Source organism: Ruegeria sp. CDSC081 (genome assembly GCF_059610485.1).
Genome location: NZ_JBXWNS010000008.1, coordinates 160,954 through 185,774, shown reverse-complemented (window position 1 = coordinate 185,774; position 24,821 = coordinate 160,954). Strand labels below are relative to the sequence as shown.

Genomic DNA, 24,821 nt, shown 5'->3' with positions numbered 1-24,821 from the left:
GGTGGCGTCGGCCCCATGACAATCGCATGCCTGCTGGCCAACACCCTGACCGCCGCATGCCGCGCAAACAAACTCCCCGAACCAGAAGGCCTGACGGCTTAAAACGAGGCCGCCGCTGTTCAAACTGCGGCTGTTCTTTTTTCCGTTCTGATTTAGGTAGGTATTGGCGACCTTTTAGGTCGTAACTTGTGCATGGTGATCGTATCCATTGGCGTGTCGCCTCCCAATTCCCTCCGATCCCCCTACTACGAGCGTTGTGTGAATCCGGACCGCCACGCTCAGGCGAGATTGAGTGCCTGCGAAACAGCCCGGCTGCAGCCCATCAGGCACGTCAATTCGCAAGGCCGTCCTCAGAGCGCGAGATAGCCGATTCCGGCAAACGCGACGACACAACCAAGCCACTGGCTTGGTGACATACGCTCTTTCAAGATTGCCCAGGCAAGGACAACGGTCAGTAATCCAAAAACCGAAGCCGCGACGGATGCATATTGGGCATTGGGCAACCTACCAGCCGCGACCACACTGAGAATTGCGACGGCATCCAGTAAACCCATTAAGCACAAAAGGGGCAGTGCTTTTGTGCCGGGCCAAATCGACTTGCGAGACGCAAAAGCTATCGCTGCCAGAACCAGAATTGCCGTGAGTCGACCGATTAGAGACACGGTGTATTCGTTGCTGATCTCTGCCGCGTATTGCCCCAGGGCAAATGCTGCGGCGAACCCGGTTGCGGCGAGCAAAGACAAGACAATGGTTAGGCCACGGGCAGGGTAGGTTGTCTCGGTTTTGTCTGAGCGGGCTGCGACGATGGATACTCCGAGGCCGATTGCAATTACGGCCAACCAGTGCCACGCACTGACCATCGAGCCGCGCCAAATTGCGACGGTGACGGACAAGACCGGATAGCTGGCAACTAGCGGCGCAACCAATCGCACGGGCCCTCGATGAAAAGCCTCGTACATGCTTAGCCCGGCCAAGAGGTAAAAAAAACCTGCTGCAATCGCATAAGCCATCGCGTTGCCCGATATGGAGTTGATGTCGCCCCAGGCTGCAACCATCCCGATCTGCAGGACGGCACCAAAGAGCAAAACAAACATAAGCGAGGCGACCACGCTGACGGACTGGCTGATATAGCGGACCGAGAGATCATGAATGCCCCAGCACAACGCAGCTAGCAACCCGAGTGCAAGGGCGCTCATGTAAGGGAAGATTGTTGTAGTGTCGACCATATTGGCATGTGTTTGGTCCCAGATATCAACAGCGCCAAGATGTCACTGTTGATAAACTAATATTCCTGTTATGCAATAATTTAGGCAATGGAGACCCGGAGAATCCACCATGTCCTCGGCTTTGGATCAACTTGGAGGCGAAGAGAGCCTGCGCGCGCTTGTCGAACAATTTTATGATCGAATGGAGGCCGATCCGGCTGTGTATTCCTTGCACCGGCTGCATTTTCGGGGTCACGGATTGAACCATACAAGGCAAGCGCAGTTCGAGTTCCTCAGCGGTTTTTTGGGCGGGAGAGCTTATTACCGGGAACGATTTGGCCACATGGATTTACGGGAAATACATGCCCATGTGCCTATTCGCGAGGCCGATGCAGAGCTTTGGCTGGAAACCTTTGACGCCGCTTTGGAAGATTGTGAACTGCGCGGCCCGGCGGTGGATAAGATGCGAACCTCCCTGCGACGTGCGGCATTGATGCTTGTTAACGACGTTCCCGACTGGCGCATCGAGGTGGATAGGGAAAAAGGACAAGAAGTCCCAGAATAGGCTATTTGCAGGGCCTCGAAATCAGTCGTCAAACAACCGACCGTTCAGATTAGATGAAGCTGGTCTCAAGTGTTGAACGTCATAAAGATTTGCTCGATCGCGATATCGTCGTTTAGGTGTCATCTTTTGCACAGCACCCTTAGCCCATGCCCTGATTGACTGCTTTTCGGCCGCAAGCCAGGGATGGTTCAGATTTCCCAGACAACCAAGGGGCTGCCCAAAGCAGCTGTGCAATGCGGGGATTGGGTTCCCGTCTTAAAGGCGCACAATTTCAACGGAATCCCCGTTTGACGATATGTGTGTAAAAGACGCGCCTCGATCTTCGCCCGGCGCGTGTTGACTGAAAAACATCCCGGCGTGATCGTTGTTGGTTAACGAACAACAAGGCCGCGGTACAGGCCGCAACCTCGATGTCTTCCAGTTTTACCGGATCAGATATCCAGCGTGTTTTCCTTTTCCCAGCGCGAGAAATGCGACACGAAGGAATTCCACTCCTGATGCTTCATCTTCAGGAAAGCAGACGAGAATTCGGCGCCCATCATGCCCTTCAGGTCTTTGTCTTTGTCGTATTCGCGCAGTGCATCAAGCATGTTCAACGGCAGCTTTGGTGCTCCGCGCACTTTATGGCCTTCGGCATACATATCGATATCCCAGCGCTTGCCAGGGTCTGCTTTGGATCGGATACCTGACAGTCCAGCCGCAATGATCACGGCCTGAAGCAGGTAGGGGTTGGTTGCTCCGTCCGGCAGACGCAATTCAAACCGCCCGGGGCCGGGCACACGCACCATGTGAGTCCGGTTGTTGCCCGTCCATGTCACGGTGTTGGGCGCCCATGTTGCACCCGACATCGTCCGCGGCGCGTTGATGCGTTTGTAGCTGTTCACCGTGGGGTTGGTGATCGCGGCCAGTGCTGACGCGTGCTTCATGATGCCACCGAGGAAGTGCTTGCCACGCTCTCCCAGACCAACTTCACCGGTCGGGCCGTCGCCCTCGCCTGCAAACACGTTGGTCTTGGCCGCATCGCCTGGCGCATCCCAGACCGAGATATGCGCATGACAGCCATTACCGGTCAGGCCTTCCACGGGTTTCGGCATGAATGTCGCACGCAGCCCATGTTTTTCAGCAACCGATTTGGTCATGAACTTGAAGAAAGAGTGTTTGTCAGCAGTGCGCAGAACGTCGTCAAATTCCCAATTCATCTCGAACTGGCCGTTGGCGTCCTCGTGGTCGTTCTGATAAGGTCCCCAGCCCAGTTCCAGCATGTAGTCACAGATTTCACGCACGACATCATACCGGCGCATCACGGCCTGTTGGTCATAGCAAGGCTTTTCAGCTGTATCGAAAGGATCGCTAATCTGCTCTCCGTCCGGCGTCATCAGGAAGAACTCGGCTTCGATACCGGTTTTGACATGCATGCCTTCGCTTGCAGCTTCGTCGATCAGGCGGCGCAATACGTTACGAGGGGCTTGCGCGACATCGCTGCCTTCCATAACGCAGTTGCCAGCAACCCAAGCCACTTCGGGCTTCCAGGGCAGCTGAATGACCGATGAGGGGTCTGGAACTGCCAGCATGTCAGGATGAGCCGGTGTCATATCCAGCCAGGTGGCGAACCCGGCAAAACCTGCACCATCTTGCTGCATGTCGGCAATCGCCTGCGCTGGCACAAGCTTGGCCCGTTGTCCACCGAACAGGTCGGTGAACGAGATCATGAAGTATTTGACGCCTTTTTCTTTTGCGAAAGCTGCGAGATCTGTCGTCACGATTGCTTTCCTTTCCCTGTTGAATTCTAGTTTTTCAAAGCAAAAACGCGGCCCCCATCAGGGAGCCGCGCAGCATCGGTTCAGAACCCTTCCTTGCCCGGGTACCAACTGGTGCCCGCCAAGGGGACTCGCGCCATGGCGGCCGCCTCCATTGTCAGGGCACACAGGTCTTCAGGTTCCAGATTGTGCAGGTGATTGTGGCCACATGCACGCGCGATGGTTTGGGCCTCAAGCGCCATCACCTTCAAATAGTTGCGCAGCCTGCGACCCGCAGCAACCGGGTCAAGACGCGCAGCCAGGTCAGGGTCTTGCGTGGTGATCCCTGCCGGGTCCTGACCTTCGTGCCAATCGTCATAAGCGCCAGTGGTTGTGCCCAGCTTCTGGTATTCGGATTCCCATTTGGGATCGTTGTCCCCAAGGGCCACCAGAGCAGCCGTGCCAATGGCAACTGCATCTGCACCCAGTGCCAATGCCTTGGCCACATCGGCCCCGGTGCGAATGCCGCCCGAAATGACCAACTGAACCTCACGATGTACGCCCAGATCCTGCAATGCCTGAACGGCAGGGCGGATGCATGACAGTGTTGGCAACCCGACATGCTCAATGAATACGTCTTGCGTCGCAGCGGTGCCGCCCTGCATGCCATCCATGACGACAACGTCCGCCCCGGCTTTCACTGCCAATGCAGTGTCGTAGTAGGGGCGCGTGGCGCCAACTTTCACATAGATAGGCACTTGCCAATCAGTGATTTCCCGAAGTTCGAGGATCTTGATCTCAAGGTCGTCCGGCCCTGTCCAGTCTGGATGGCGGCAAGCGGACCGTTGGTCAATGCCTTTGGGCAGGGTCCGCATCTCGGCCACACGGTCACTGATCTTTTGACCTAACAACATACCGCCCCCGCCGGGTTTGGCGCCTTGGCCAACCACAATCTCAATCGCATCAGCCTTACGCAGATCGTTGGGATTCATACCATAGCGTGAGGGCAGGTATTGATACACCAGCTTGGTTGAGTGGCCACGTTCCTCGGGTGTCATGCCGCCATCACCGGTGGTTGTTGACGTGCCCGCAGCAGATGCGCCGCGGCCCAAGGCTTCTTTCGCTGGCCCGGACAGAGCCCCAAAGCTCATGCCAGCGATGGTGATTGGAATGTCCAGTTCGATCGGTTTCTTGGCAAAGCGTGTGCCCAGCGTAACTGAGGTATCACAGCGTTCCCGATAGCCTTCCAACGGATAGCGCGACACCGACGCACCCAGAAAGAGTAGATCGTCGAAATGAGGAACTTTCCGTTTGGCGCCACCGCCACGAATGTCATAGATACCTGTCGCAGCGGCGCGACGGATCTCAGCATTGATCGGATTGGTAAATGTCGCCGACTGAATCGGCAGGGTGCGGGGGATCTGATCGTCCATATCTTTCATACCCTTCTTCCTCAGTAAGCTGCGGAATTGTCGATGTCGAAATTGTAAAGCTGACGAGCCGAGCCATAGCGTTTGAACTCTTCCGGCTTGGCGTCGCTGCCAGCGCGGTCCAGCAGATCCCTCAGAATATCCAGATGCTCAGGGCGCATTTCTTTCTCGATGCAATCAGCACCGAGGCTTTTGACCGAACCACGCACGAACAGCCGTGCCTCGTAGAGTGAATCCCCCAGCGCATCGCCCGCATCTCCGCAGACGACCAGATTTCCTGCCTGTGCCATGAAGGCGGACATGTGGCCGATATTGCCATGCACCACGATGTCGATACCTTTCATCGAAATACCGCAGCGCGAGCTTGCGTTGCCCTTGATGACCAGCAACCCACCATGGCCTGTGGCCCCGGCATACTGGCTGGCGTCGCCATCGACGATGACCTGGCCGGACATCATATTCTCAGCCACACCCGGACCAACTGAGCCGTGAACCTTGATGGTCGCCTGTTGGTTCATGCCGGCACAATAGTACCCGGTAGACCCCTTGACCGTCACTTCGATCGGCGCGTCCAGTCCGACAGCAATCGCATGGCTGCCTTTTGGATTTACAATTTCCCAGCTGGTTTGGTTGGTCTCGGCGTTTTGCGCCTGCAGGGACGAGTTCAATCCACGCAGTCCGTCTGCCTCTAAATCATAGGTCTGCATTTCAGGCGGCCTTTTCGTGGGTTGTTGGACTGTCGTTGTGCGACCAGAAATATACGGTGGCCGGTTCAGGTTCCCAAACTCGGGCGTCTTCGATTCCTGGCAGGTTCACCAAGGCGCGGTATTCGCTGCCAAAGGCAACATATTGATCCGTTTCTGCCATCACTGCAGGCTTGCAAGCGATTGGGTCACGTACGACGCCAAACCCGTCTTTGGTCCCTACTACAAAGGTGAAAAACCCGTCCAGATCATCAATGCTGGATTCCAGAGCTTCACCTAAAGTGGCGCCATTCATCATTTTCCAGGTCAGGTATGCGGCACCAACTTCGGTGTCGTTCTCTGTCTGGATGGTAACGCCTTCGCGGCGCAACTTGCGGCGCAACGAGTTGTGGTTGGACAGCGACCCGTTGTGAACCAGACATTGATCGGACCCCGTGTTGAACGGATGTGCGCCCATTGTTGTCACGGCGGATTCCGTCGCCATGCGTGTGTGTCCAATGCCATGAGTGCCGCTCATGCCGCTGAGGCTGAAGCGGTCTGCAACATCCTTGGGCAGGCCAACTTCCTTGTAGATTTCGAGGCTTTCGCCACGACTCATGATACGAACCGTCGGCCGGATTTCAGCCAGCGCGGCGCGCGCGGCTTCGAACTGACGGGCGGGAATTTCCAAGACGGCATGTGTATCATTGTCTGCCTGACCAACCGTCACGCCAAGACTTTTGCCTAGCTCATCAGCCAAGTCGACAAAGTCCGTTTCGGGGTTGGGGGACTGAACTGTAATCTTGGTTTTGCCATCGGACTCAGAGCCGTAGATTGCAATACCGGCACTATCGGGGCCACGATCTGTCATCGTGATCAGCATGTCTGTCAGCATATTGCCCAGTTGGGGCGCAAGAGACTGGTCTTTGAGGAATAATCCAACAATTCCGCACATGGCTGGCAGATCTCCTTATGTGTTTCATTATGATTCGACGGTACCAACAAATCAGTGGGACATCAATAATCATAGGAAAGTTTTTTTCCTAAGAGGCAATGGGCGCGACCTGTGTTTTTCGCGCCCATTGCAAGCATTTAAGACTGGATCAATATCGCTCCAACTGTGCTTTCACCTTTTCTTCGTCACCGGTGTGGCGCGCCTTTTCCAGGTGCTCAGCTTCGCGGACGAATTGGATGCGATGCCAGCCAACCCAGAAGACGACACCAATGATGACCATTAGAACTTCGTAACCTTGGAAGGGATAGACCGGCCCGACTTCGGCCAGATCCACGGCCCAGTTTGTATAACCATTCGTAGACATATCTTACTCCCTCATTTCGCTGCTACGCCACGGGCGGCCAGTTCTTCTTTATCGGCTTCGATAATGGCAGCTTTGGCGTCCTCATAGGCATGGTGTTCAGCGTAATCGAGACCCTGAAGTTCAACTTCTTCCGGGATGCGCAGTACGCCGGCAGCGGATTGCATTTTCGCCAGAGCCCAGCCTGGCAGGAACCCAAGGACAAAGAACATGATGACGGCACCCGTGATCTGACCGATCGGGTTGATGGTTGCATAACCTTCATATGGTGACGAAGGCACGCCCCACAGGACAAAGCCCGCGATGACCAGCCCGACGACACCTGCATAGCCATGCACGGCTACAGCACCGACAGCATCATCCAGCTTGAACCGACGCTCTACCCAGTAGTGCAGATTATAGACGATCACGACGCCGATTGCGGCAATGATCATCGCTTGGATCGGGTGATACAAATCGTTTCCAGCAGACGCGGTGATGATACCGGCCAGACCGCCCGAGAAGGTCCAGAAGGCATCTCCCTTCGAGACGACATAGGCTGCCATCAACCCACCCGACAGCGACATCAGGAAGTTAAAGGTAATCGCCGACAGCGTGGTCGGGGCCAGATAGATGTTGGTTGCAGTCCAGGTGGCGCCAACGATCTGACCGTCGATAACCTCGGGCGAGATCACAGGCACGTTGCATGCCGCATAGAAACCCCAGAACCCGGTATAGATCAGGAAAATACCGATGGTCAGCAACCATGGATTATGCGGAGGAATATCCCGCGGCGTTCCATCCTTGGCAAACTTGCCAAGTCGTGGACCCAGTACCATGATCACACCAAGTGCGTAACCACCTGCGATTGCATGGATAACGCCTGACGCATAAGCATCGTGATACCCCAAGATACGCACCATCCAGCCACCATAGTGCCAGCCCCAAGCAGCGTCGATGATCCACCAGACGGACCCGATCATGACTGCATGGACCCACAAAGCCGAGGACCTGATCCGTTCGATCACTGAACCAGAAACGATCGAGGCAGCTGTCCACGAGAACAGAAGGAACGCGGCCCAGAAGACACCCGTGATTCTGTCGTCCAAATTGGTTGCCATTGTGTTCGCCCACGGTAGATTTGCGGCACCTGCTTCGGTGTCGAGACCGCCCCAGAACGGAAAGTTCGGGAACGCCCAGTAGATCCACCATCCAAAGAAGAAGAACGTGACCGTCACCAGCGGGATGATCATGATGTTTTTCATCAATGTGTGCATATGGTTACGGGCCCGGCTGGCGCCGACTTCGTACATGCAAAAGCCCACATGGATGAGGAACATGAAGACGACCGTTACCCAGTAATAAAACTCGGTAAAGACCGTCGTAAGTGCATTTAGATTGCCATCCACTTCGTAGTCTCCCTGTTGTTGCAGCAGGAGGTCTTTCTGCGAAGCATTTCCTGCTGGGAATAATTGTATACTAAGGGGACAATCTCATTGGCGACCTGTCAATAGATATGTGGGGCAAACATCTTTAAGGTCTGTGCTTGATGTATGTCCTCACACGTCAAAAAACGCACTAAGCCACAGATAAAGAAAAGAAATATCAATATTCCCGGATGTTCTTAGGGTGCAAAAATTGCAGGCAAATATTCCCAACAGGAAAAAATTCTGCACACAAGTGTTGATTTTCAACCCAACATCGGCCTCAATATGGGCAACAAAAACGATCAACGGGAGAACCGAACCATGGCCATTCTTTGGAGGACGTCGGCCCTTGCGCAACGCCACGCCCAGATCGGCGGCGAGCTTGAAGACTGGAACGGGATGGGGACTGCTTGGTTCTATGACCAAAGCCCTGAACGCGCCAAAGCTGACTACGAAGCAATTCGGACCAAAGCTGGTCTTATGGATGTTTCCGGTTTGAAAAAGGTTCACGTGGTTGGTGAGGATGCCGCCTATGTCATTGATCGTGTCACCACGCGGAACGTCGAAAAGATCATGCCGGGGCGGTCTACCTATGCCTCAATCCTGAATGCCGAAGGCAAGTTTGTTGATGATTGCATCATCTATCGCCTGTCGGTGAACACGTGGCTGGTGGTGCATGGCACAGGCACCGGAATGGAGCAGCTGACATCCGTGGCGGCGGGTAAGAATTGTTCGGTCATCTTCGATGATGACATGCATGACATGTCGCTGCAGGGCCCGGTGGCTGTAGACTTCCTGGCTAAGCACATCCCCGGAATTCGCGATCTGGCCTATTTCGGCATCATGCAGACCAAGCTATATGGCTGCCCGGTGATGATTTCGCGGACCGGCTATACCGGCGAGCGCGGGTATGAGATATTCTGTCAGGCTAAGCACGCCGTTCACTTGTGGGACAGCATTCTGGCTGATGGCAAGGATATGGGCATCGTCCCGGTCCAGTTCTCGACGCTCGACCTGTTGCGGACCGAAAGCTACCTGCTGTTTTACCCCGGCGACAATTCCGAAACCTATCCGTTCGATGGCGATACCTGCGGCGATACACTGTGGGAACTGGGCCTGGATTTCACTGTCTCACCTGGAAAAACCGGCTTTATCGGCGCCGAGAACCACTATGCATCGCAAGGCAAAGAGCGGTTCAAGATCTATGGCGTCAAACTGAACGGCACGACCCCGGCGGATGAAGGCGCGGATCTGCTGCAAAACGGCGAGAAAGTCGGCGTTGTCACCTTCGGCATGTATTCTGATATCAATGGTCACAATGTGGGTATCGCGCGGATGCCGGTCGCATGTGCATCACCCGGCACCAAGCTGACGGTGCGCAACGGCGATGGGACAGAAATAACGGCAACTGCGGAAGAGATGCCGTTCTACGATCAGGACAAATCGATCAGAACCGCAAAGGGCTGAGTTTCAGGGGGCGCGACGGACACACCGTGGCGCCCTTTTCCTATTGGGGGCACAATGTCAAAGTTCGAATTTCCCAAGTCAATCGCAAGCCGCCCGGTCTGGGGCACGCTAGAGGTTCGCCAGGGCGAACATCATCTCATGATAGCCGAGGCCGAAGGGGCCGAAGCCATTCTCGACATCGCAACACCTGGCCTGATGGCCAAAACCCATCTGATCTACATCCCGAAAGGCACGGATTTCGCGGAAAAGCTAAGGGCATTGAACCCTGCTCAGTTCTATGAAGGCCCGTCTTTCGAGGCGTCTCTGCCGCGCATTCGTCGGGTTCTGGAGGACGCGCATATGGGATTGCAGGTCTACCTGACCGGCACTGAAGGCATGATGGGGCAGGCCATGAATGAAGTGATGGCTCTGGGTCTGCCGCACACGGCGATCCAGACCGAACATCGCGGATCGGTCGCCCGTCGGATGCAATGCGTGCATTGCAAGGGCATCACCGAAGACGTCGAGATTGACCCGTTTGTCTGTTCACATTGCGGCTTAAACCTGTTTGTGCGCGATCACTACTCCCGCCGTCTTGCCGCCTATCAGGGCGTCCGTATCGACGCCGAGGATCATGGTAATGTGCCCGAGTCGAAGGGGATTTACGAATGAGCGGTGCTGAGAAAATTCAGGTCAAGGTGACCGAGATCACTCCGCTGAACGAATTGGTGACGCGGTTCCGGTTCGAACGTATCGACGGCGCGCCATTACCAACCTTTTCGGGCGGGGCACATACTGTGGTCGAAATGCAGGATGGTGCCATTACACGGCTTAACCCCTATTCGTTGATGTCGGATCCGTTTGATCAGTCATCTTATACAATTTCGGTTCGACGTGATGATGAGGGCAGGGGGGGGTCGCTGTTCATGCACCGCCAGGTCAAGCTGGGTGACGAGATGACCATCAGCTATCCGGTCAACTTGTTTTCACTGGACTTGCGCGCCCGCAAGCATCTGTTTCTGGCCGGTGGCATCGGGATCACCCCGTTTCTGGCGCAGATCAAACAGTTGGAACTGCTGCACGGGCATTGGGAGTTGCATTACGCGTGCCGAAACACTGCCTTGGCATCTTATGCTGAGCAACTGACAGACAGACATCCGAACGAAACCCATCTGTACTATGACGATCAGAGCCAGGCGATTGATCTGAAAAATCTGCTCAGCGGGCAACCCTTGGGAACGCATCTGTATGTGTGTGGTCCAAAGGGCATGATCGACTGGGTCCGAAACACGGCTGCCGCCGAAGGCTGGCCCGAAGATTGCGTGCACTACGAAGAGTTCCTGGCGCCTCAGCCCGGTAAACCGTTCGAGGTGCGCTTGGCGGCATCGGATAAGGTCATTCATGTGGGTGAAAACGAAAGCCTGCTGGAGGCCATCGAACGTGAAGGCGTGGACGCACCATATCTGTGCCGCGGAGGGGCCTGCGGTCAGTGCGAAACCGTTGTGCTCGACCATGAAGGTAATTTCGTTCACCGCGATCACTGGCTGACCGGCGAAGAAAAGGCTGCGGGCAAGAAAATCATGCCCTGTGTATCGCGTTTCGAGGGCAAGTCCCTCGTGCTGGACCGTTGAGAGGAGGCCCAACATGACCATTCAATTCAACGACGAATCCTTCCGCGATGACTATACGTTTCACAACTCGGACTGGGCGATCAAACGCTTTCCGTTTCCGTTTCACGAAGACAGCTATATGTATTCAGTCAACATGGAACAGCATCGCGGCGGGCCCAAAGGATCGGTCTACGAGATGCGGTTCGACGTCGACGAACACTATGTGTCCGAGATGAAAGACCGCGCCATGGTATTGGATCAGGATCCGCTGCGCTGCCAGTCACTGCCGCATATGACTTTGGCCGGTTGGGACTTGCTAGAGCTGATCATGGTCAGCAAATCCGAAGACTATCCCGATCTGTTCGAACTGCATCGCAATGGCAACCAGTGGCGCTGGGTCAACAAACCGATGGGCATTGATCACAGCTTTACCTTCATGGACGAAACCACGCTTCCGTACGGGCCGATGGAATACATCACCCGTCAGGCACAGGGTGATTTCGCCGTGCTGGATCAGCGTGATGAGATGCTGTGGATGGATGCGGGAATGGTGACGACCCAAGCGGATTGGAGTCTGGATTTTGACATCGGAATGAACTTTTTCGAATGGCACGCGCCGGTTCCCAAAGCCCATGAAATGGGCATTTTCCAACGCGCCCTGAAATTCCTGCTGAACATTCAACAGGGTGCCCCAGCACGGCGTCTGAATTGGACTATGACAGTGAATCCGCTGCTGGATACCAGCCCGGAGAACTATCACAAATGGGGTATCCAGAAGACGACGCTGACACCTGAAAACATAGCGCACAAACAGTATCTGCGGGTCGAGTTGCAAACCTTTTTCCGTCTACCGCGATCCAACGCCCTGGTATTCCCGATCCGCTGCTACCTGTGTAGTTTTCAGGACCTGATGACCGTTCCCAAATGGGGCCGCCGTCTGCATCGGGTCATCCGGGACCTGCCGGTCGAGCTGGCAACCTATAAAGGGTTCATCGATAACCGCCCCATGATGTTGGACTATCTCAGCCAGTTTGACGACGGGTTGCCCACGTCTCCGGGGATATGGCCGGATTTGGAAACGGAACCACGTTTGTCTAAGTAAGCGAGACTTGCGAAATTTCTCAACTCATATGATTGATCCGGGCGAAGCGCCTTGGCCCATCTCGAGTGACGATTTTGCTTTGTATGACGTGCTTGCGCTGTTTCGCGCGTCATTTCAGTACATGGATGCCCGGATCGACCCTCCGTCTTCTATCCATAGTCTGAACGTGGAAGGAATGCAGGTGCATTGTCAGGGTGGCGGCGAAATCTGGGCCGTTGGGCGACCACTTTTCGCGTGTATGTTTCTGACGCCCAAGCCAGACAGTTTGTACCTTGGAAAGCTTGCGGTGAAGGATGGATTGCGGGGTCAGGGTATCGGCCGCAGGTTAGTGCATCATGCTGCACGCCGTGCAGCAGAGCTTGGCTTACCTGCGCTGGAACTGGAAACACGCGTGGAACTTACTGAAAACCATCGCGTATTTTCGAGGCTGGGGTTCACGATCGTAAGCACGGGCAGTCGCGAAGGCTATGACAGACCCACAGATTTCTTATTGCGCAAACCGATCAGTTTGTCTGCGGATAGCTGATAACTGATATATACCGCGCCGGCAGGCTGACAAGCCGTTCGGGCCCATGCGGAGCATCTGCATCAAAGAACAGGGTATCGCCGGGTTTTAGCGGGTAAATCTGGTCCCCGTGGCGGTAATCCACCTCACCGTCCAGCATGTAAATCGTTTCGATCCCGCCATGTTGGAAAGTTGGGAACACATCTGATTCAGCGGTCAGGGTAATCAGATACGGTTCGACGATCACGCCGGATCCGTTGGCACCAATATGTCCCAACAGGTTATACTGATGGTTCGCACGTGTTCCTTCACGCTCCAGTTCGACGCCTTCTCCTGCTTTTGTATGAACCGCCTCGCGGCGTTCTTCAAACTGTCGGAAAAAGCTTGTCAAAGGAACCGAAAGCGCATCCGCCAGCGATTGCAGAGTCGTCAAGGACGGCGACGTATTTCCGTTTTCGATCTTGGACAGCATGCCAATCGACAGGCCGGTCAACTGGGCCAGCTCTGCGACCGTTATGTTCTGCTGTTTGCGAAAGGCACGAACCTCGCGGCCGATGGCAACTTCAAGAACTTTCTCTCTGTCACCCGAACGAACGGAATGTGGGTCCTGCGTCAGGTTTGCTGCCATTTCTTTGTCGCGTTTTTTCAATTTCATTCTTTCAACGTCTTGCTACACGTGTCCAAACCGGTTCTGCAAGCAGGCGCGGCGCAATACCCAATTCTATTCGGATTACCATAGCATCAGTTTTTCCTGATAGTAATATAATCATGCTGACAGAAAACAGAATAGAGATCGGATTCTCACTGTTTGACGGCTCTGACGCCAATGTCCTAAATCAAGGTTCGGCAGCTGTGGCAAGGATGCTTGGTGCACCAGAACGTCTTAGGTTTTGACCCTTTCATCGGGCACTTTCACAAGAGACCTCAACCAGCGACGCGGATTGACGCCGATCACCCTTAAGAACTCGCGGTTGAAGTTCGACTTGGTGTTAAACCCGCTGGCCAGCATCGCCTCGGTCACCGATTTTCCAGTCTTCATTACGGTGCAAGCGTGAGATATCCGATGCCTATTGATGTAGCGAGACACATTCTCGCTTTTGCCTTTGTTGATTGCGCTTGAAAGCTGCTTTTCTGGAACCTGCAATTTTCGGGCCAACCGGGCCAATGTGAGATCGGGATCGAGATATGGCTTATGTGTTTCCATATAGGCGTCGAGCTTTTCGACAATAGCGGTGTCACGGGTTTTATCTTGCTTGGAATACGCATCGCGCGTGTCAGAGCCAATGCTCTGACTTTCGATTGCATGCGATAGGCTGAGCGCCCCTAATATGAGCAGTGTGATTGCGGAAAACAGGCTTGGCAGCCAGAGCAAGACCTCGGTGTCTCCGGATGCAAGGCGGACTCCAATGAATATGTCGCTGCCTGCTGAGGCGATCAAAGCGATGGCCAGAACACGCCAAACCCAAACAATCATGCGCCCGTTTTCTAAGCGGCTATGGGGCAAACTATCTTCGCCGCGTAAGAGCATAAACGCGATGGCGATACCGTATGCCGCAAAGAGAAAGGGGATCAACACGTCCAGCGCTTCGGGTCGGGTTGCCAGAAAACTTATCGCAAGGGCCGGACCTACCGCATGCAAATACAAGTCCTGTCTGCGCAGATAACCCACCGAGGCCTGACGAAAGGACAGCCACGCGGATGCGGCAATTACGGTCGCAAGAATGGGCTGAACGACCCTGAGACCCGTAAAGCCATAATATTGCACAAGCGCGATAACCGCACTTTGTGCTGCGCAACATCCGATGAGGACCAAAAGCGTGGGATGGGTTTTGCGGGTCAGAAAGCGATGTAAAAGAAAGCCCGAAAGCAGCAGGGCAGTAATCATTGGGATCGGTAGAACTGGCATCAGGGGGGTCCGTTTTCGTCTGTCATAGGACCTAAATCCTGATCTGCGCGACCTTAAACCGGATTCAGGTCGTATGAAATCCCGACAGCGTCTGAATGTAGGCCGACACTAATGCCACCCTACAAAAAAGGCGCGCCATGAAACTTCCTCTTCTTACCCTCGTCATGACCCTTTCGGCGGGCACGGAAATTGCTGCACAAGATGTCGGCCTCGTCGAATTGACGATTGCCGCACCTCATCATGATCAGGACATGCAAATGGCTGTTATGTTCCCTGCGGCAGGTCAGCGCCAGACTATGTTTGCAGAAAATGCAGTGTTCTATGGAACAGCAGTAGTCGAAAACGCCAAGCCGGTGCCAGGGCAACATCCGGTTGTTCTTCTCTCACACGGATGGGGCGGCAATTATGCACGAATGGCGTGGCTTAGTGCGGGGTTGGTCTCGCAAGGTGCAATCGTAGTGGCAGTAAACCATCCAGGCAGCACGACCTTAGATTTGGATTTCGATACCGCATTTAATCATTGGACCCGCGCCCAGGACATGTCCACCGCGTTGGATCACGCGCTGCAAGACCCGGTTTTCGCCCCCCTCATCGACACTTCACGGATCTACGCCACGGGTTTCTCTTATGGTGGCTGGACAGCCCTTTCGCTTGCGGGCGTCCAGGGCAATCGTGACGGATTTTTCGATTATTGCGAGGCCGCAGGGGCAGGGTCACAATTTTGCGCAAAGCTGACGGCAGAGGGCGTCAATGTAACCGCAATCGACCAGGAAAAATATGAGGCATCTTACAAGGATCCACGGGTCAGTGCCGTCGCAGCCATTGATCCGGGACTAACTTGGGATCTTGCGCATAAGGATGTGCGGGACGTGACAGCCTCGCTTTTTCTGATTGGATTGGGTGACGGGGCCGACAGGCTGAATGCAACAGACACGAGCGCCCTGGGAAGCAATTTTGAGGCGCTGGTTCCTCAGGCCGCGGTGATGACGATCGCGCCCGCAACGCATTTCACCGCGCTTGGATTATGTAAGCCCGCCGGTGAAGCGATTTTGATCGAAGAGCAGGACGATCCTGTTTGCACTGATCCTGGGGGAACGGACCGCGCCCAAGTTCTTGACATGATAATTGACAGTTTGGCCGCTCACTTCGATCTGAATTAGTGTATTTCGGACACTTACATATCGGCATTGCATCCAATGGTGCGGGCGGACCATACCCCTCAGCGGTATACCAAAAATTCGTAGTTGGCTTGCTGCTACCTGCCACTGGCTTTCTTCGTGCCCCGGTGATGGGCGAGGTCGATGAGCCGTCTGAATGTTGGGCATTCCAAATGCGATGGCGCCGGGCAATCCGCCACATGTCGCAGGGTATCGCGCAGCGCCGTCAGCTCGCGGATTTGCCGATCCAGCGCATCCGCACGAATGTGAAACTCTTGCCGGGGGATATTCGGAGTTCCATCAAGGCCGAACATCCCCGAGATTTCCTCAAGTGAAAACCCCGCAGATTTGCCCATCGTGATCAGGGCAAGTTGCAATAAGACATCCGGCGTGAACTGCCGACGAAGCCCGTGCCGCGCAACAGACGAGATCAGGCCAAGCTCATCATAGTAACGCAGCGTTGAAGTTGGGGTGCCGGTCTTTTTCGACACCTCGCCTATATCCAAAAGTTTCATGCTTGACCTCAAGTCGACTTGAATTCGTAACGTCGCTTTCTGTAGCGATTCCGACAAGAGGAAAATAGTGGTGCACATCAAATCAAATGCATTGAAGACAACGAGACCCGGCGCTTTGTTGTGTTTCTCCCTGTCCATGCTGCTGGCCTCATTGGGCACCAGCATTGCCAATATCGCCTTGCCTGCAATCGCCCAGGACCTGAAGGCGCCGGTACATCAAGTGCAATGGGTGGTGATCGCATATCTCGCGACACTGACGCTGTTCTCTGTGCTGGCTGGACGACTTGGGGACCGCTTTGGACGACAGCAGATGCTGATCTTCGGGCTTATACTTTTCGCGCTGGCCTCTGCGTTTTGCGGCTTGGCGCCCAATCTTAAGGTGTTGAGTGCCGCGCGGTCTCTTCAGGGAATTGGCGCTGCATTCCTCATGGTGCTGACCGTCGCACTCGTTCGCGATATTTTTGAAACAGAGCGTGTCGGGCAAGCCATGGGCCTGTTGGGCACGATGTCGGCGGTCGGAACTGCACTGGGACCTTCGTTGGGTGGGGTGCTGATTGGAAAACTCGGGTGGCAAGGAGTGTTCTTTGTCCTGGTGCCGATGAGCCTGACTACGGCCATTTTGGCCGTTCGGCTTTTGCCCGCAAGTGTTTCCTCTGGGATAACACCTCTGGTCGGACTAACTGCACTGCGAAAGAGCGGCGCTATCCCCGGCCTTGCAGCAAATTTTCTGGTGGCAAATGTGATGTTGACCACTTTGCTGATAGGCCCCTTCTTTCTGGGGCAGTCTCTTGGGCTGAGCGCGGCGAAAGTGGGGCTTGTCATGTCGGTCGGACCAATCATATCGATCTTCCTCGGCGTCCCATCGGGTCGGCTTGTGGATGCATGGGGGGCGGCGCGTGTTCTGTCGCTTGGGCTCATTGCTCTGACCACCGGGACCTTTGCGCTTGCGGTCCTGCCAGTCGCATTCGGTGTCATTGGCTACATTGGCGCTATCAGCATCCTGACACCGGGATACCAGTTGTTTCAGGCCGCCAACAACACCATGATCATGGTGGGGGTTCGGGCAGATCAGCGGGGGACAGTTTCAGGGCTGCTTGGCTTGTCGCGCAATCTGGGCCTTATTTTCGGCGCCTCTGTCATGGGGACGGTCTTTTCCTTTGGGATCGGCGCCCGCACCGTCGAGGCAGCATCTGCTGAAGCGATTGCCAACGGGATGCAGCTCACCTTTGTAATCTGCGGGGTATTGGCCATCGTGGCGTATTGGCTTTCGCGTCGAACTTCGTTGAAGAGCATCACCAGTAAGACAGTCGCGAGACAATGATAGAGGAGGTCGCAGACCTACCGATGAACACTTTTAAACCTGTCCCAATAGACGGCTTGAACGTGCAGATTTGGGGGCATGGTGATACGCCCGCGCTCATTTTCCATGGGGGGCCAGGGTCGGGTCTCAACCCGCAGCACACAGCCTATTTCGACGCCGACCGCCATCGGGTAGTTCTTTTTGACCAACGCGGAACGGGGTTGTCGGGCAGAGCTGGTCGGGTCACAGCAAACACGACCCAGCACACCCTACGCGATGCCGAGGCCATCCGGATGGCCCTGGGATATGAAGATTGGATAGTGCTGGGTGGTTCATGGGGTGGCGCACTGGCATTGGCCTACGCATCCGCTCATCCTGATCGGGTACGCGCATTGATCGTGCGCAGCACGCATATCTGCCGTCCTTCAATGGACCAGTGGATGTTGCGCGATAGGGCAAAGCGTTTCGAAGCCGGGCAGCTTGCGCGCGGCCTGTTTCTCGATCCTCTCGATGAGACTGAACAGCTCCATCCTGCCATAGCATGGTTTGCCCGTATGGAAGACAATGACGCGCAAGCACGTGAGGCAGCCCGCCGTGTGATGGCTCTTGAAGATGCGTTTCATGGACCGCAACCTGGCACTGTGCGGCTTCCGGCAGCCGTCACCCAAAGCGACATAAATCGCACCCGCGTGTACCTTTGGTACTGGCTTAATAATTTCTTCCTACCTGCTACCGGCCCCGGAGATCCAAATACAATCGCCGTACTCCCACATCGTTTGATCCATGGAGAGGATGACCTAATATGCCCGATTGAACCTGCCCGTGCCTTTGCCCAAGCTGGAAAGCTTCAATTTGAGGAGATTGAGAGACTGGGTCACAACGGGTTGGCGCCGCAGATGATCGCTGCTGTGCGCCAAGCCGTAGATGATTTGAGCGGTTGAGTATCGAGCAGAAGCGCGTTCTCAAATCGGACAATCGCGGCAATTCCGAGTGCGCGCAATTTGGGTTCAGGGCATCGTCATTTTTTTGGCTGCGTGAGGTGGTTGAAGCAAAGCGCGATGCCTGACCGCCTTCGATTCTGTATGCGAGAGACGGGGGACAATTCTGGCTGGTCGTTTCGCTTCGCGCGTCGATGTTGCTCAACAGTTTAAATCGTTTGCCCGGTAATCTTTTGGTCGATTTTTGTGCCAAGGCGACCCATCTCACCCGATTTAAAAAGCTGTTTGTTCTTGCTCTGCGTTCACGTTGGCTGTGGCACCTAACAGCCCAATGGCAGGAATAGTTAAGCTATCTATGAGGCGCATGTTTAGCCTCGCCCGGTGCCAGCTTCGTATGAGGCAGATGATTACAAATCGAAATATTTTTCGAAGCTATTTTTCTGCATATGTGCAATCGAAATAGAAAACTCCGACCACGGGCAATACTGCACCCTACCTTCGGGGCAGGATCACTTTAGTCAGCCACAACCTCAAAGGTGACAACGATGGCGGTGTTTTCGCTGCCTTTGGTGTATACGCGCCCCTGATACTGGCCGGGTTCTGCCAGATCATGAATGGTGAGGCTTACGGCAAGGTCGACGGCCTGTCCCGGGGGAATACGGACTGCGGAAGGTTGGATGCTCATCTTGTCGGTTGGCAACACGTTGCCGTCGCGGCTGATCATGTCGCCCGGTTCGAACTGCAAGTCGACAACGTCTGCTCCGGCAGGTGCAGCAAAGGACAAGAGAATGGTTCCTGTCTCACCGGGCCTGCAGGGCTTGCGGCAGTGAAAGGGTCCGTCCAGCTGTTGTGTGGTGCTGTTTTCCGCATTCAGAATGCCCCGTGCGATCTGAGATATCGGAAGTGTTTCCTGCTCCGGTACGGCCTTGGTGGCCGTGCGGAGAGCGCTGACAAATGGTTTTCGCTCGAAATAAGGCATAGCTCAATGTGCACAGCCTACAGCGTTTAGTAAATGACAAACTTGAAAGGAATGCGTATTGGATTCGGCGGTGGATTCACGGGATTTCGAAATTTAAGATATTGAATATCTACAAAAAAATAGGGCGAGTGTTAGACCTGACGCGCCACCAGATAATCCATGAACTGACCAAGAAACGCGCGCGGCGCCGCGTTGGTATTTGCAAATACAACATCGAATTCCCGACGGGCCGCCGCAAGCAGGTCATTTGCTGCGGCCTGAGCATATTCAATGCAAGAATAGTGGTTCATCCGCGCCAATACCCATTCGACCTCTTGCTCCGAACGGGCCGTTCTTGGCTTTTCTAGAAACTCTGACAGTCGGGACTGTTCCTGCCGATCCGCCTGCGCCCCAAGACGTCCCAGCATCAGCGTGCGTTTGCCTTCGTAGATATCCCCACCGATCTCTTTGCCGTATTTACCCTGGCTTCCCACAAGATTCAGAACGTCATCCTGGATCTGAAAGGCGGCCCCCAGAAAAAAGCCGAACGCGTTGAAGTCATCCAGATTCAGCGCCCCGGAGGCGACATAGTCCGGGCGCGCGATCAGGGCACCTATACGCATCGGGTGAATGAAGCTGTACCAGCAGGTTTTCTTCAGACACATGGTCAGATAGTCGGACGGGCTGAGGTCAAGGCGATTGTCTTTTATCCATCCCAATTCAAGGGCTTGGCCCTCGATCGACTCTTTCAGCAGGTGATCAAATTCGTCCACCACACGCGCGCCGGTCATCGGGCCCAGAGGGCCGAGGTTCTGGCGCAGCAGGCTTAGCGCCAGAGATTGCATGCCGTCGCCGATATTGATCGCCAAGGGCACACCAAGACGTTTGTGCATACATTCCCGACCCCGTCGGAAATCGCTGAGGTCTTCGATATCGTCATGAACCAGAAATGCATTGTGCAGCAATTCGATGACCGCAGCAGCAATTTCGGCATCCTCGGCTTTTCCGCCGAATGCTTCACACGTGGCCAAAAGAAGGGCAGGTCTAAGCCCTTTGCCCGAGGTTTCGATATAGTCCCGCATAGGCCCATAGAGATAGGCTTGCGGCTCACCCGTTGGCATTTTGTCCAACAGTACCTTGCGCGCCTGATCGCCATAACGCGTCAGTTGGTCAAGGAAGCCTTGCGTGGCCGCGGATGCCGGCTGCGCCTTGGGAACAGTCACCTGTCAGCCCTTCTGTGTGATGATGACTTTGCGACCGGACGTGTCGGTTGGCGGTGAGGTCGCCTCAACAATGCCGATCGCCAGATCTTCGGCAAAGTCCGCGCCGGGGATCGGTGTGTCCCGGCCCGGCAGATGCGCGGCCATCAGATTATAGAGCTCAGGAGGTGCCGCGACCATGCGCAACGCGTCCGAGATCGCAGGGTCTTCGACAATTCCGCCGGGCTTGGAGTATTCGGCCGTCAGCGGACCAATCGCGGCCAGCGGTCCTTGCCCACCACGTTTGGTGCCGGTGGCGTCTTGTCCCATGCGCAAAGCGGCCTCGACAGCGATGGCAAAGCGTTCATCCCAGGGCTCACCCGCCTGATATCGGGCATAGTCATAGGCCCGGAGGGGTTGCAGGATGTCGGGCTCATGCAGATCCCAGATTTCACAGGGCTGCGCCTCAGAACCACTGCGCCGTAGGATGGCATTGACGGCTCTTCGGGCAGCCTCATTTGCGCCTTCCATGGTGGCCAGGTCGGTGTTGGTCCGGACGTAGTCGGACGCAAGCATAAAGTTCGGAATCAGCGTCGCCGCTTCGGGCCGCAGCCGCCAGCTGTTAATGCGGTTTACCAACAGCGGTTCGACATTGCTTTCTCGGGCAGGATGATCGGGGTCCTCAACGATGTCGGGATCCAGGAACCAATAATGCAGTTCTTCATCCCTGAGGACGATGTTGCCATCAACGTTCAGGCTGCGTTTGAGCTGTTCCCAGACCTCTTTGGCGATTTCTTCACGAGAGCTGTCGCGCGCGGTTTTTCCGTTCGTGCCCGGCTTGTCCCATTCGGAAATATCGACCGAGAGTAATCCCTTGGTCTTACCATCGGCCCAGTTTTCAAAATCTATCTGGGACCAGAATTGTTTTTGCGAAACAGCCGTCAGCGCCCAAGGGCTGTCGATAAAGATCACATGGCCATGGGCTAGTTCAACATCCTTGGTCAGGTAAAACTGTATGCCATTCATCCATTGCACGTCTTCGGCAAGCAATGGCAGCTTGGCCAGACCCGGATCTACCTTTGTCATGGCCGGCGTCACCAAAGGTGCAATGCGTTCAATGGGCAAGGCGCTGATGAACCAATCACCGGTGACCTGCTTTTGCGTGCCGTCCTGTTCAACCGTGGCGCTGGCAATTCGGCCGTTTCGGCATTCAATCCCGGTCACCTTGGAATCGAAATGGTACACCACACCCCGGCTTTTCAGATATTCCAGCCAAGGCTGAATCCAGACCAGATTGGTTGGCCCGTTCAGCAGCCTGTTGCTGGTCGCCTCGGGTGTTGCGATCCCAAGCTGCAGTTGAATGGCGACATCGCCGACGGTCTTGGTGCTTGCGGTTGTCGCTTTGGCCGCCACCAGTGACCGGGTCAGGCCGATTGCCAGAAACTTCTGATAGGCTTCGGACCGCTCCGCGGCGCCGATGAATTCCCACCAGCCGATACGTTCATACTCATCGAACCGGCGCTCTTTGCACGAGGTCGCAATGCGCCACATGCAACCAATGAAATGTTCGATATCCTCAAAGTCGATTTCGTTGCGCGGCGAGATTGTATAGGCAAAGGTCTTGAGCGCATTGGCGACCTCTTTTAGCGATTGTGGAAACCGCTCGGGTACGATGATACCGGGGTGGTCGAACTGGCTGACCAATACCTGGGTTGTCGGAACCAGATTGTCGTAGCAGGTGCCTTTGTCATAATAGGGCGTGCGCGACATCGTATTGGTGATGTGCCGGTAGAAGTTGGGGAAGAACCGGAACCCATGTTCACCGGGCAACCAGGGGCGTTTGACACCGGGTGGCAGGTCATAGCCGTGCATCCCGATCCAGTCTTTCAGCGCTCTGATATGTTCCTCTTTCGAACCGTGATCGTCTTCACCTTCAAGCACGGGAATGCTGCGTGCCTTGCCGCCGGCGATAAGCTGACGCTCATACACTTCGACTTCAAAACCCCGTTCGATCAGCTCATGCGCGGCGCTCATCCCGCCGACGCCTCCGCCTAATATGACCACCTTTTCAGCCATCGGATGTTCCTTTCGCGGAATAGACGTCAAATCGCAGGGTGATGTCGGACAGGCTGGCCTCTCCGATCCCGAAACCCTGCAGACGGTTGATCCACATATAACGCGGATTCGAGGTCAGATACCGGGGTGCCAGCCGAACCGGGGCACTGGGTGGCAGCTTGCCCTTGGCAAGGGCGGCATAGCCATCCGTACCGAAATCGCAGATCCCGGTATCGTCGAACATGACCGGGGCACCGCCGGTTGTCGGATTGATCAGCGCCTTGGCATGCAGAATACCCACGCCATCAGGGCGCACGCGCATCCAGTCTCCGCCCACCGGCTCGATCGTTCCGTTCAGTTTCGGGCCGGTCACGGTACCGCCTTCTTTGATCGCAAAATGCAGCCATATGCCATCGGGAGTTTCACCCGATGGGTTGAAGTTGCCTGAAAACGGCACCTCAAAATGGGCGATATGATCCAGCACCGGACTGGATGTCTCGTGTTTTGGCGCGCGATCTTCTGGTTTCGGCGCGACCGCGTTTCCGGGGTCATAATCGCGCCCGCCCGAGGTCAGAACCGGCCGCCAGGTCATCTGTTTTCCCACAGCGGGAACCGGCAGGGCCGCTGCAAATTGTTGCAACCCCGATTGTGGATCCTGACCCAGTGGCCACCCACGGACAGCCCGTTCAGGTCCGCCCCCTTCGCGATAGAACAGGCGCAGCGTGTCATGCGGAGATATCGCAGGCCCGGCCTCAACCAGAACCCGCTGTACCCCGGTGGCTGCTTGAAAGGCGGCCTCGGACCAGCGCAGGGTGACCCCGCCGTCGCTGAATTCCCGCATACCCATCGCGCCGGTCAGCACGTGATGGTCGAGATAGCCTGAGCTTCTTTGATCCTGAGGCGGAACTTCTGCTGAACGCGGAAGATATGATCGCCATCTGCCGAGGTCTGCAGATATTTGACAGCAATGTCAGAAGGCACAACAATCTCAACCGGTGCGCCCTGCAAAGACACCAGCACGGCCTTGTTCACTGGAAATGCGCCAGACCGCAGCAGCGGCCCGTCCAGAAATGGCAGAATGCTGTCGCGGGGCAGGACCATCGAGTTTTCCATCGGTGTCGTGACCGCCTGGAACAGGCCGTTACCCATCACACAGGCATAGGGCCCAAGATGTCCCAGGGATTCCAGCTGGCTGATCCCGGCAACCACGGCCTCGAAAACCTCGGGGCCGGTAGGCTTTTTCTTGGAACCGCCGGAAATGGGTTGTGCCTCCCCCGCTTCCAGCAGGCCTTCGTATTTTCCACCACCGCTGACGGTATAGACCGGGGGCAGCGTGACGGGTGCGCCGGGCGCGGGTTGGGGGCCTTCACCAGTGCCGGCCTGACCGTTAAAAATGATCTCATCCTCGACCCGTGCGACAATGGCAGCCGCCCGGCGGAACATGATCAGCGCGGCGGCCAGTTCGGGATCTGCAAGCTGTGCGCCTTTGACATGGACGTTCACGGACACTGTCGACAGCCGCGTCGTATCAAAATCATTCACGCCAAAGCGCATCTTTGGACCGGTCGCTTCGGGAACCAGTTCAAGCTTGTTCAGAGGAACCGATTGGGTATCAGCCGGTAGCGGGCCGTAGAGCGGCAGAAAACTGGCAGCAATACGCGCGCGCAACGCTTCATCGTGGACGGCCTTGTTCACGGCGTCCCACTGCTGCTGGTCCAATTCAAGTGCTTCGGTCATCGTCTCCCCCTTCTGGATGGCACTGCGCGGTTAAATCTGGCAGCTATCTAAT

At 55.5% G+C, this 24,821-nt stretch carries 24 protein-coding genes and 1 pseudogene; 10 read left to right on the top strand and 15 right to left on the bottom strand.

Going from position 1 to position 24,821, the window contains the following annotated elements; translation table 11 throughout:
• A pseudogene (locus tag AC2FH9_RS15910) lies at positions 1 to 102 on the top strand (bifunctional methylenetetrahydrofolate dehydrogenase/methenyltetrahydrofolate cyclohydrolase); the annotation flags it as partial.
• A 248-nt stretch (positions 103 to 350) separates the two neighbouring features.
• Here the strand turns inward: AC2FH9_RS15910 and AC2FH9_RS15905 are convergent.
• Positions 351 to 1,196: an EamA family transporter gene (locus AC2FH9_RS15905; RefSeq protein ID WP_496872185.1), complete on the bottom strand. Its 846-nt coding sequence runs from the start codon at positions 1,194 to 1,196 to the stop codon at positions 351 to 353.
• A 139-nt stretch (positions 1,197 to 1,335) separates the two neighbouring features.
• Here AC2FH9_RS15905 and AC2FH9_RS15900 point away from each other — a divergent pair, with 139 nt between their 5' ends.
• Positions 1,336 to 1,770, top strand: a complete 435-nt coding sequence (locus AC2FH9_RS15900; protein WP_496872183.1) for a group II truncated hemoglobin — start codon at positions 1,336 to 1,338, stop codon at positions 1,768 to 1,770.
• A gap of 431 nt (positions 1,771 to 2,201) precedes the next feature.
• Here the strand turns inward: AC2FH9_RS15900 and glnT are convergent, their stop codons facing one another.
• The 6 genes from glnT to AC2FH9_RS15870 form a co-directional block, all read right to left on the bottom strand.
• Complete coding sequence (gene glnT / locus AC2FH9_RS15895; protein ID WP_142638474.1) at positions 2,202 to 3,530, bottom strand: type III glutamate--ammonia ligase; 1,329 nt, start codon at positions 3,528 to 3,530, stop codon at positions 2,202 to 2,204.
• 80 nt (positions 3,531 to 3,610) lie between these two features.
• Positions 3,611 to 4,939: an FMN-binding glutamate synthase family protein gene (locus AC2FH9_RS15890; RefSeq protein WP_142638687.1), complete on the bottom strand. Its 1,329-nt coding sequence runs from the start codon at positions 4,937 to 4,939 to the stop codon at positions 3,611 to 3,613.
• A 20-nt stretch (positions 4,940 to 4,959) separates the two neighbouring features.
• Entirely contained in the window at positions 4,960 to 5,643 is a 684-nt protein-coding gene (locus AC2FH9_RS15885; protein ID WP_496678512.1) for a protein GlxC, read from the bottom strand.
• A 1-nt stretch (position 5,644) separates the two neighbouring features.
• Positions 5,645 to 6,574, bottom strand: coding sequence for a class II glutamine amidotransferase (locus tag AC2FH9_RS15880; RefSeq protein ID WP_142638478.1), 930 nt, complete (start codon positions 6,572 to 6,574; stop codon positions 5,645 to 5,647).
• 148 nt (positions 6,575 to 6,722) lie between these two features.
• Complete coding sequence (locus AC2FH9_RS15875) at positions 6,723 to 6,938, bottom strand: hypothetical protein (RefSeq protein ID WP_142638480.1); 216 nt, start codon at positions 6,936 to 6,938, stop codon at positions 6,723 to 6,725.
• An 11-nt stretch (positions 6,939 to 6,949) separates the two neighbouring features.
• The gene (locus AC2FH9_RS15870; protein ID WP_271951763.1) at positions 6,950 to 8,323 is read right to left on the bottom strand and encodes an ammonium transporter; all 1,374 of its coding nucleotides are present in this window, start codon (positions 8,321 to 8,323) and stop codon (positions 6,950 to 6,952) included.
• Positions 8,324 to 8,662: 339 nt separating this feature from the next.
• Between AC2FH9_RS15870 and AC2FH9_RS15865 the strand changes: the two genes are divergently transcribed.
• Genes AC2FH9_RS15865 through AC2FH9_RS15845 form a run of 5 tightly spaced genes read left to right on the top strand, consistent with a single transcriptional unit; the run spans position 8,663 to position 13,025 of the window.
• Positions 8,663 to 9,808: an aminomethyl transferase family protein gene (locus AC2FH9_RS15865; RefSeq protein WP_142638484.1), complete on the top strand. Its 1,146-nt coding sequence runs from the start codon at positions 8,663 to 8,665 to the stop codon at positions 9,806 to 9,808.
• Between the two features lie 54 nt (positions 9,809 to 9,862).
• Positions 9,863 to 10,459 (top strand): dimethylamine monooxygenase subunit DmmA family protein, encoded by a 597-nt coding sequence (locus AC2FH9_RS15860; protein ID WP_496872181.1) that lies wholly within the window; start codon positions 9,863 to 9,865, stop codon positions 10,457 to 10,459.
• Complete coding sequence (locus tag AC2FH9_RS15855) at positions 10,456 to 11,418, top strand: PDR/VanB family oxidoreductase (protein WP_496872178.1); 963 nt, start codon at positions 10,456 to 10,458, stop codon at positions 11,416 to 11,418. Before AC2FH9_RS15860 ends, AC2FH9_RS15855 begins: the two co-directional genes overlap by 4 nt.
• Positions 11,419 to 11,431: 13 nt before the next feature.
• A complete protein-coding gene (locus AC2FH9_RS15850; protein ID WP_496872176.1) occupies positions 11,432 to 12,499 on the top strand; it encodes a heme-dependent oxidative N-demethylase family protein in 1,068 nt (355 codons plus the stop codon).
• A gap of 28 nt (positions 12,500 to 12,527) precedes the next feature.
• Complete coding sequence (locus AC2FH9_RS15845; RefSeq protein ID WP_496872174.1) at positions 12,528 to 13,025, top strand: GNAT family N-acetyltransferase; 498 nt, start codon at positions 12,528 to 12,530, stop codon at positions 13,023 to 13,025.
• Here AC2FH9_RS15845 and AC2FH9_RS15840 read toward each other — a convergent pair.
• Both AC2FH9_RS15840 and AC2FH9_RS15835 read right to left on the bottom strand, forming a co-directional pair.
• Positions 13,003 to 13,659 carry a helix-turn-helix domain-containing protein gene (locus AC2FH9_RS15840; RefSeq protein WP_185956716.1) on the bottom strand — a complete coding sequence of 219 codons (657 nt, stop codon included), beginning with the start codon at positions 13,657 to 13,659 and terminating at the stop codon, positions 13,003 to 13,005. The genes AC2FH9_RS15845 and AC2FH9_RS15840 overlap by 23 nt on opposite strands.
• A 228-nt stretch (positions 13,660 to 13,887) precedes the next feature.
• Positions 13,888 to 14,910, bottom strand: coding sequence for a helix-turn-helix domain-containing protein (locus AC2FH9_RS15835; protein WP_496750688.1), 1,023 nt, complete (start codon positions 14,908 to 14,910; stop codon positions 13,888 to 13,890).
• Positions 14,911 to 15,047: 137 nt separating this feature from the next.
• On the opposite strand from AC2FH9_RS15835, the gene AC2FH9_RS15830 reads away from it, so the two are divergent.
• On the top strand, positions 15,048 to 16,070 hold the full coding sequence (locus AC2FH9_RS15830) for an alpha/beta hydrolase family protein (RefSeq protein ID WP_496872172.1): 1,023 nt from the start codon (positions 15,048 to 15,050) through the stop codon (positions 16,068 to 16,070).
• Between the two features lie 95 nt (positions 16,071 to 16,165).
• On the opposite strand, the gene AC2FH9_RS15825 is transcribed toward AC2FH9_RS15830, so the two are convergent.
• Positions 16,166 to 16,582 carry a helix-turn-helix domain-containing protein gene (locus tag AC2FH9_RS15825; RefSeq protein WP_142638500.1) on the bottom strand — a complete coding sequence of 139 codons (417 nt, stop codon included), beginning with the start codon at positions 16,580 to 16,582 and terminating at the stop codon, positions 16,166 to 16,168.
• Between the two features lie 70 nt (positions 16,583 to 16,652).
• Between AC2FH9_RS15825 and AC2FH9_RS15820 the strand changes: the two genes are divergently transcribed.
• Together AC2FH9_RS15820 and AC2FH9_RS15815 are read left to right on the top strand one after the other, a co-directional pair.
• Positions 16,653 to 17,903, top strand: a complete 1,251-nt coding sequence (locus tag AC2FH9_RS15820; RefSeq protein ID WP_496697952.1) for an MFS transporter — start codon at positions 16,653 to 16,655, stop codon at positions 17,901 to 17,903.
• 23 nt (positions 17,904 to 17,926) lie between these two features.
• Positions 17,927 to 18,823: an alpha/beta fold hydrolase gene (locus AC2FH9_RS15815; RefSeq protein WP_496697950.1), complete on the top strand. Its 897-nt coding sequence runs from the start codon at positions 17,927 to 17,929 to the stop codon at positions 18,821 to 18,823.
• 511 nt (positions 18,824 to 19,334) lie between these two features.
• On the opposite strand, the gene AC2FH9_RS15810 is transcribed toward AC2FH9_RS15815, so the two are convergent.
• The 5 genes from AC2FH9_RS15810 to AC2FH9_RS15790 all read right to left on the bottom strand — a co-directional run bounded on the left by AC2FH9_RS15810 (position 19,335) and on the right by AC2FH9_RS15790 (position 24,769).
• Positions 19,335 to 19,799, bottom strand: a complete 465-nt coding sequence (locus tag AC2FH9_RS15810) for a hypothetical protein (protein ID WP_281973354.1) — start codon at positions 19,797 to 19,799, stop codon at positions 19,335 to 19,337.
• 131 nt (positions 19,800 to 19,930) lie between these two features.
• Entirely contained in the window at positions 19,931 to 21,001 is a 1,071-nt protein-coding gene (locus AC2FH9_RS15805; protein WP_496868898.1) for a polyprenyl synthetase family protein, read from the bottom strand.
• 3 nt (positions 21,002 to 21,004) lie between these two features.
• Entirely contained in the window at positions 21,005 to 23,053 is a 2,049-nt protein-coding gene (locus tag AC2FH9_RS15800; RefSeq protein WP_496678489.1) for a hydroxysqualene dehydroxylase, read from the bottom strand.
• Entirely contained in the window at positions 23,046 to 23,873 is an 828-nt protein-coding gene (locus tag AC2FH9_RS15795; protein WP_496750682.1) for a DUF3237 domain-containing protein, read from the bottom strand. Before AC2FH9_RS15795 ends, AC2FH9_RS15800 begins: the two co-directional genes overlap by 8 nt.
• 14 nt (positions 23,874 to 23,887) lie before the next feature.
• On the bottom strand, positions 23,888 to 24,769 hold the full coding sequence (locus tag AC2FH9_RS15790; protein ID WP_496697942.1) for an encapsulin: 882 nt from the start codon (positions 24,767 to 24,769) through the stop codon (positions 23,888 to 23,890).
• Positions 24,770 to 24,821 lie beyond the last annotated feature (52 nt).

What these genes read in the sequence shown, in the direction of transcription:
- AC2FH9_RS15905 (WP_496872185.1), bottom strand. Translation starts at nt 1,196, where the DNA reads ATGAGCGCCCTTGCACTCGGGTTGCTAGCTGCGTTGTGCTGGGGCATT.
- AC2FH9_RS15850 (WP_496872176.1), top strand. Translation starts at nt 11,432, where the DNA reads ATGACCATTCAATTCAACGACGAATCCTTCCGCGATGACTATACGTTT.
- AC2FH9_RS15795 (WP_496750682.1), bottom strand. Translation starts at nt 23,873, where the DNA reads ATGCGGGAATTCAGCGACGGCGGGGTCACCCTGCGCTGGTCCGAGGCC.
- AC2FH9_RS15855 (WP_496872178.1), top strand. Translation starts at nt 10,456, where the DNA reads ATGAGCGGTGCTGAGAAAATTCAGGTCAAGGTGACCGAGATCACTCCG.
- AC2FH9_RS15810 (WP_281973354.1), bottom strand. Translation starts at nt 19,799, where the DNA reads ATGCCTTATTTCGAGCGAAAACCATTTGTCAGCGCTCTCCGCACGGCC.
- AC2FH9_RS15865 (WP_142638484.1), top strand. Translation starts at nt 8,663, where the DNA reads ATGGCCATTCTTTGGAGGACGTCGGCCCTTGCGCAACGCCACGCCCAG.
- AC2FH9_RS15885 (WP_496678512.1), bottom strand. Translation starts at nt 5,643, where the DNA reads ATGCAGACCTATGATTTAGAGGCAGACGGACTGCGTGGATTGAACTCG.
- AC2FH9_RS15875 (WP_142638480.1), bottom strand. Translation starts at nt 6,938, where the DNA reads ATGTCTACGAATGGTTATACAAACTGGGCCGTGGATCTGGCCGAAGTC.
- AC2FH9_RS15890 (WP_142638687.1), bottom strand. Translation starts at nt 4,939, where the DNA reads ATGGACGATCAGATCCCCCGCACCCTGCCGATTCAGTCGGCGACATTT.
- AC2FH9_RS15815 (WP_496697950.1), top strand. Translation starts at nt 17,927, where the DNA reads ATGAACACTTTTAAACCTGTCCCAATAGACGGCTTGAACGTGCAGATT.
- AC2FH9_RS15835 (WP_496750688.1), bottom strand. Translation starts at nt 14,910, where the DNA reads ATGCCAGTTCTACCGATCCCAATGATTACTGCCCTGCTGCTTTCGGGC.
- AC2FH9_RS15900 (WP_496872183.1), top strand. Translation starts at nt 1,336, where the DNA reads ATGTCCTCGGCTTTGGATCAACTTGGAGGCGAAGAGAGCCTGCGCGCG.
- AC2FH9_RS15880 (WP_142638478.1), bottom strand. Translation starts at nt 6,574, where the DNA reads ATGTGCGGAATTGTTGGATTATTCCTCAAAGACCAGTCTCTTGCGCCC.
- AC2FH9_RS15845 (WP_496872174.1), top strand. Translation starts at nt 12,528, where the DNA reads ATGATTGATCCGGGCGAAGCGCCTTGGCCCATCTCGAGTGACGATTTT.
- AC2FH9_RS15790 (WP_496697942.1), bottom strand. Translation starts at nt 24,769, where the DNA reads ATGACCGAAGCACTTGAATTGGACCAGCAGCAGTGGGACGCCGTGAAC.
- AC2FH9_RS15830 (WP_496872172.1), top strand. Translation starts at nt 15,048, where the DNA reads ATGAAACTTCCTCTTCTTACCCTCGTCATGACCCTTTCGGCGGGCACG.
- AC2FH9_RS15840 (WP_185956716.1), bottom strand. Translation starts at nt 13,659, where the DNA reads ATGAAATTGAAAAAACGCGACAAAGAAATGGCAGCAAACCTGACGCAG.
- AC2FH9_RS15825 (WP_142638500.1), bottom strand. Translation starts at nt 16,582, where the DNA reads ATGAAACTTTTGGATATAGGCGAGGTGTCGAAAAAGACCGGCACCCCA.
- AC2FH9_RS15800 (WP_496678489.1), bottom strand. Translation starts at nt 23,053, where the DNA reads ATGGCTGAAAAGGTGGTCATATTAGGCGGAGGCGTCGGCGGGATGAGC.
- AC2FH9_RS15860 (WP_496872181.1), top strand. Translation starts at nt 9,863, where the DNA reads ATGTCAAAGTTCGAATTTCCCAAGTCAATCGCAAGCCGCCCGGTCTGG.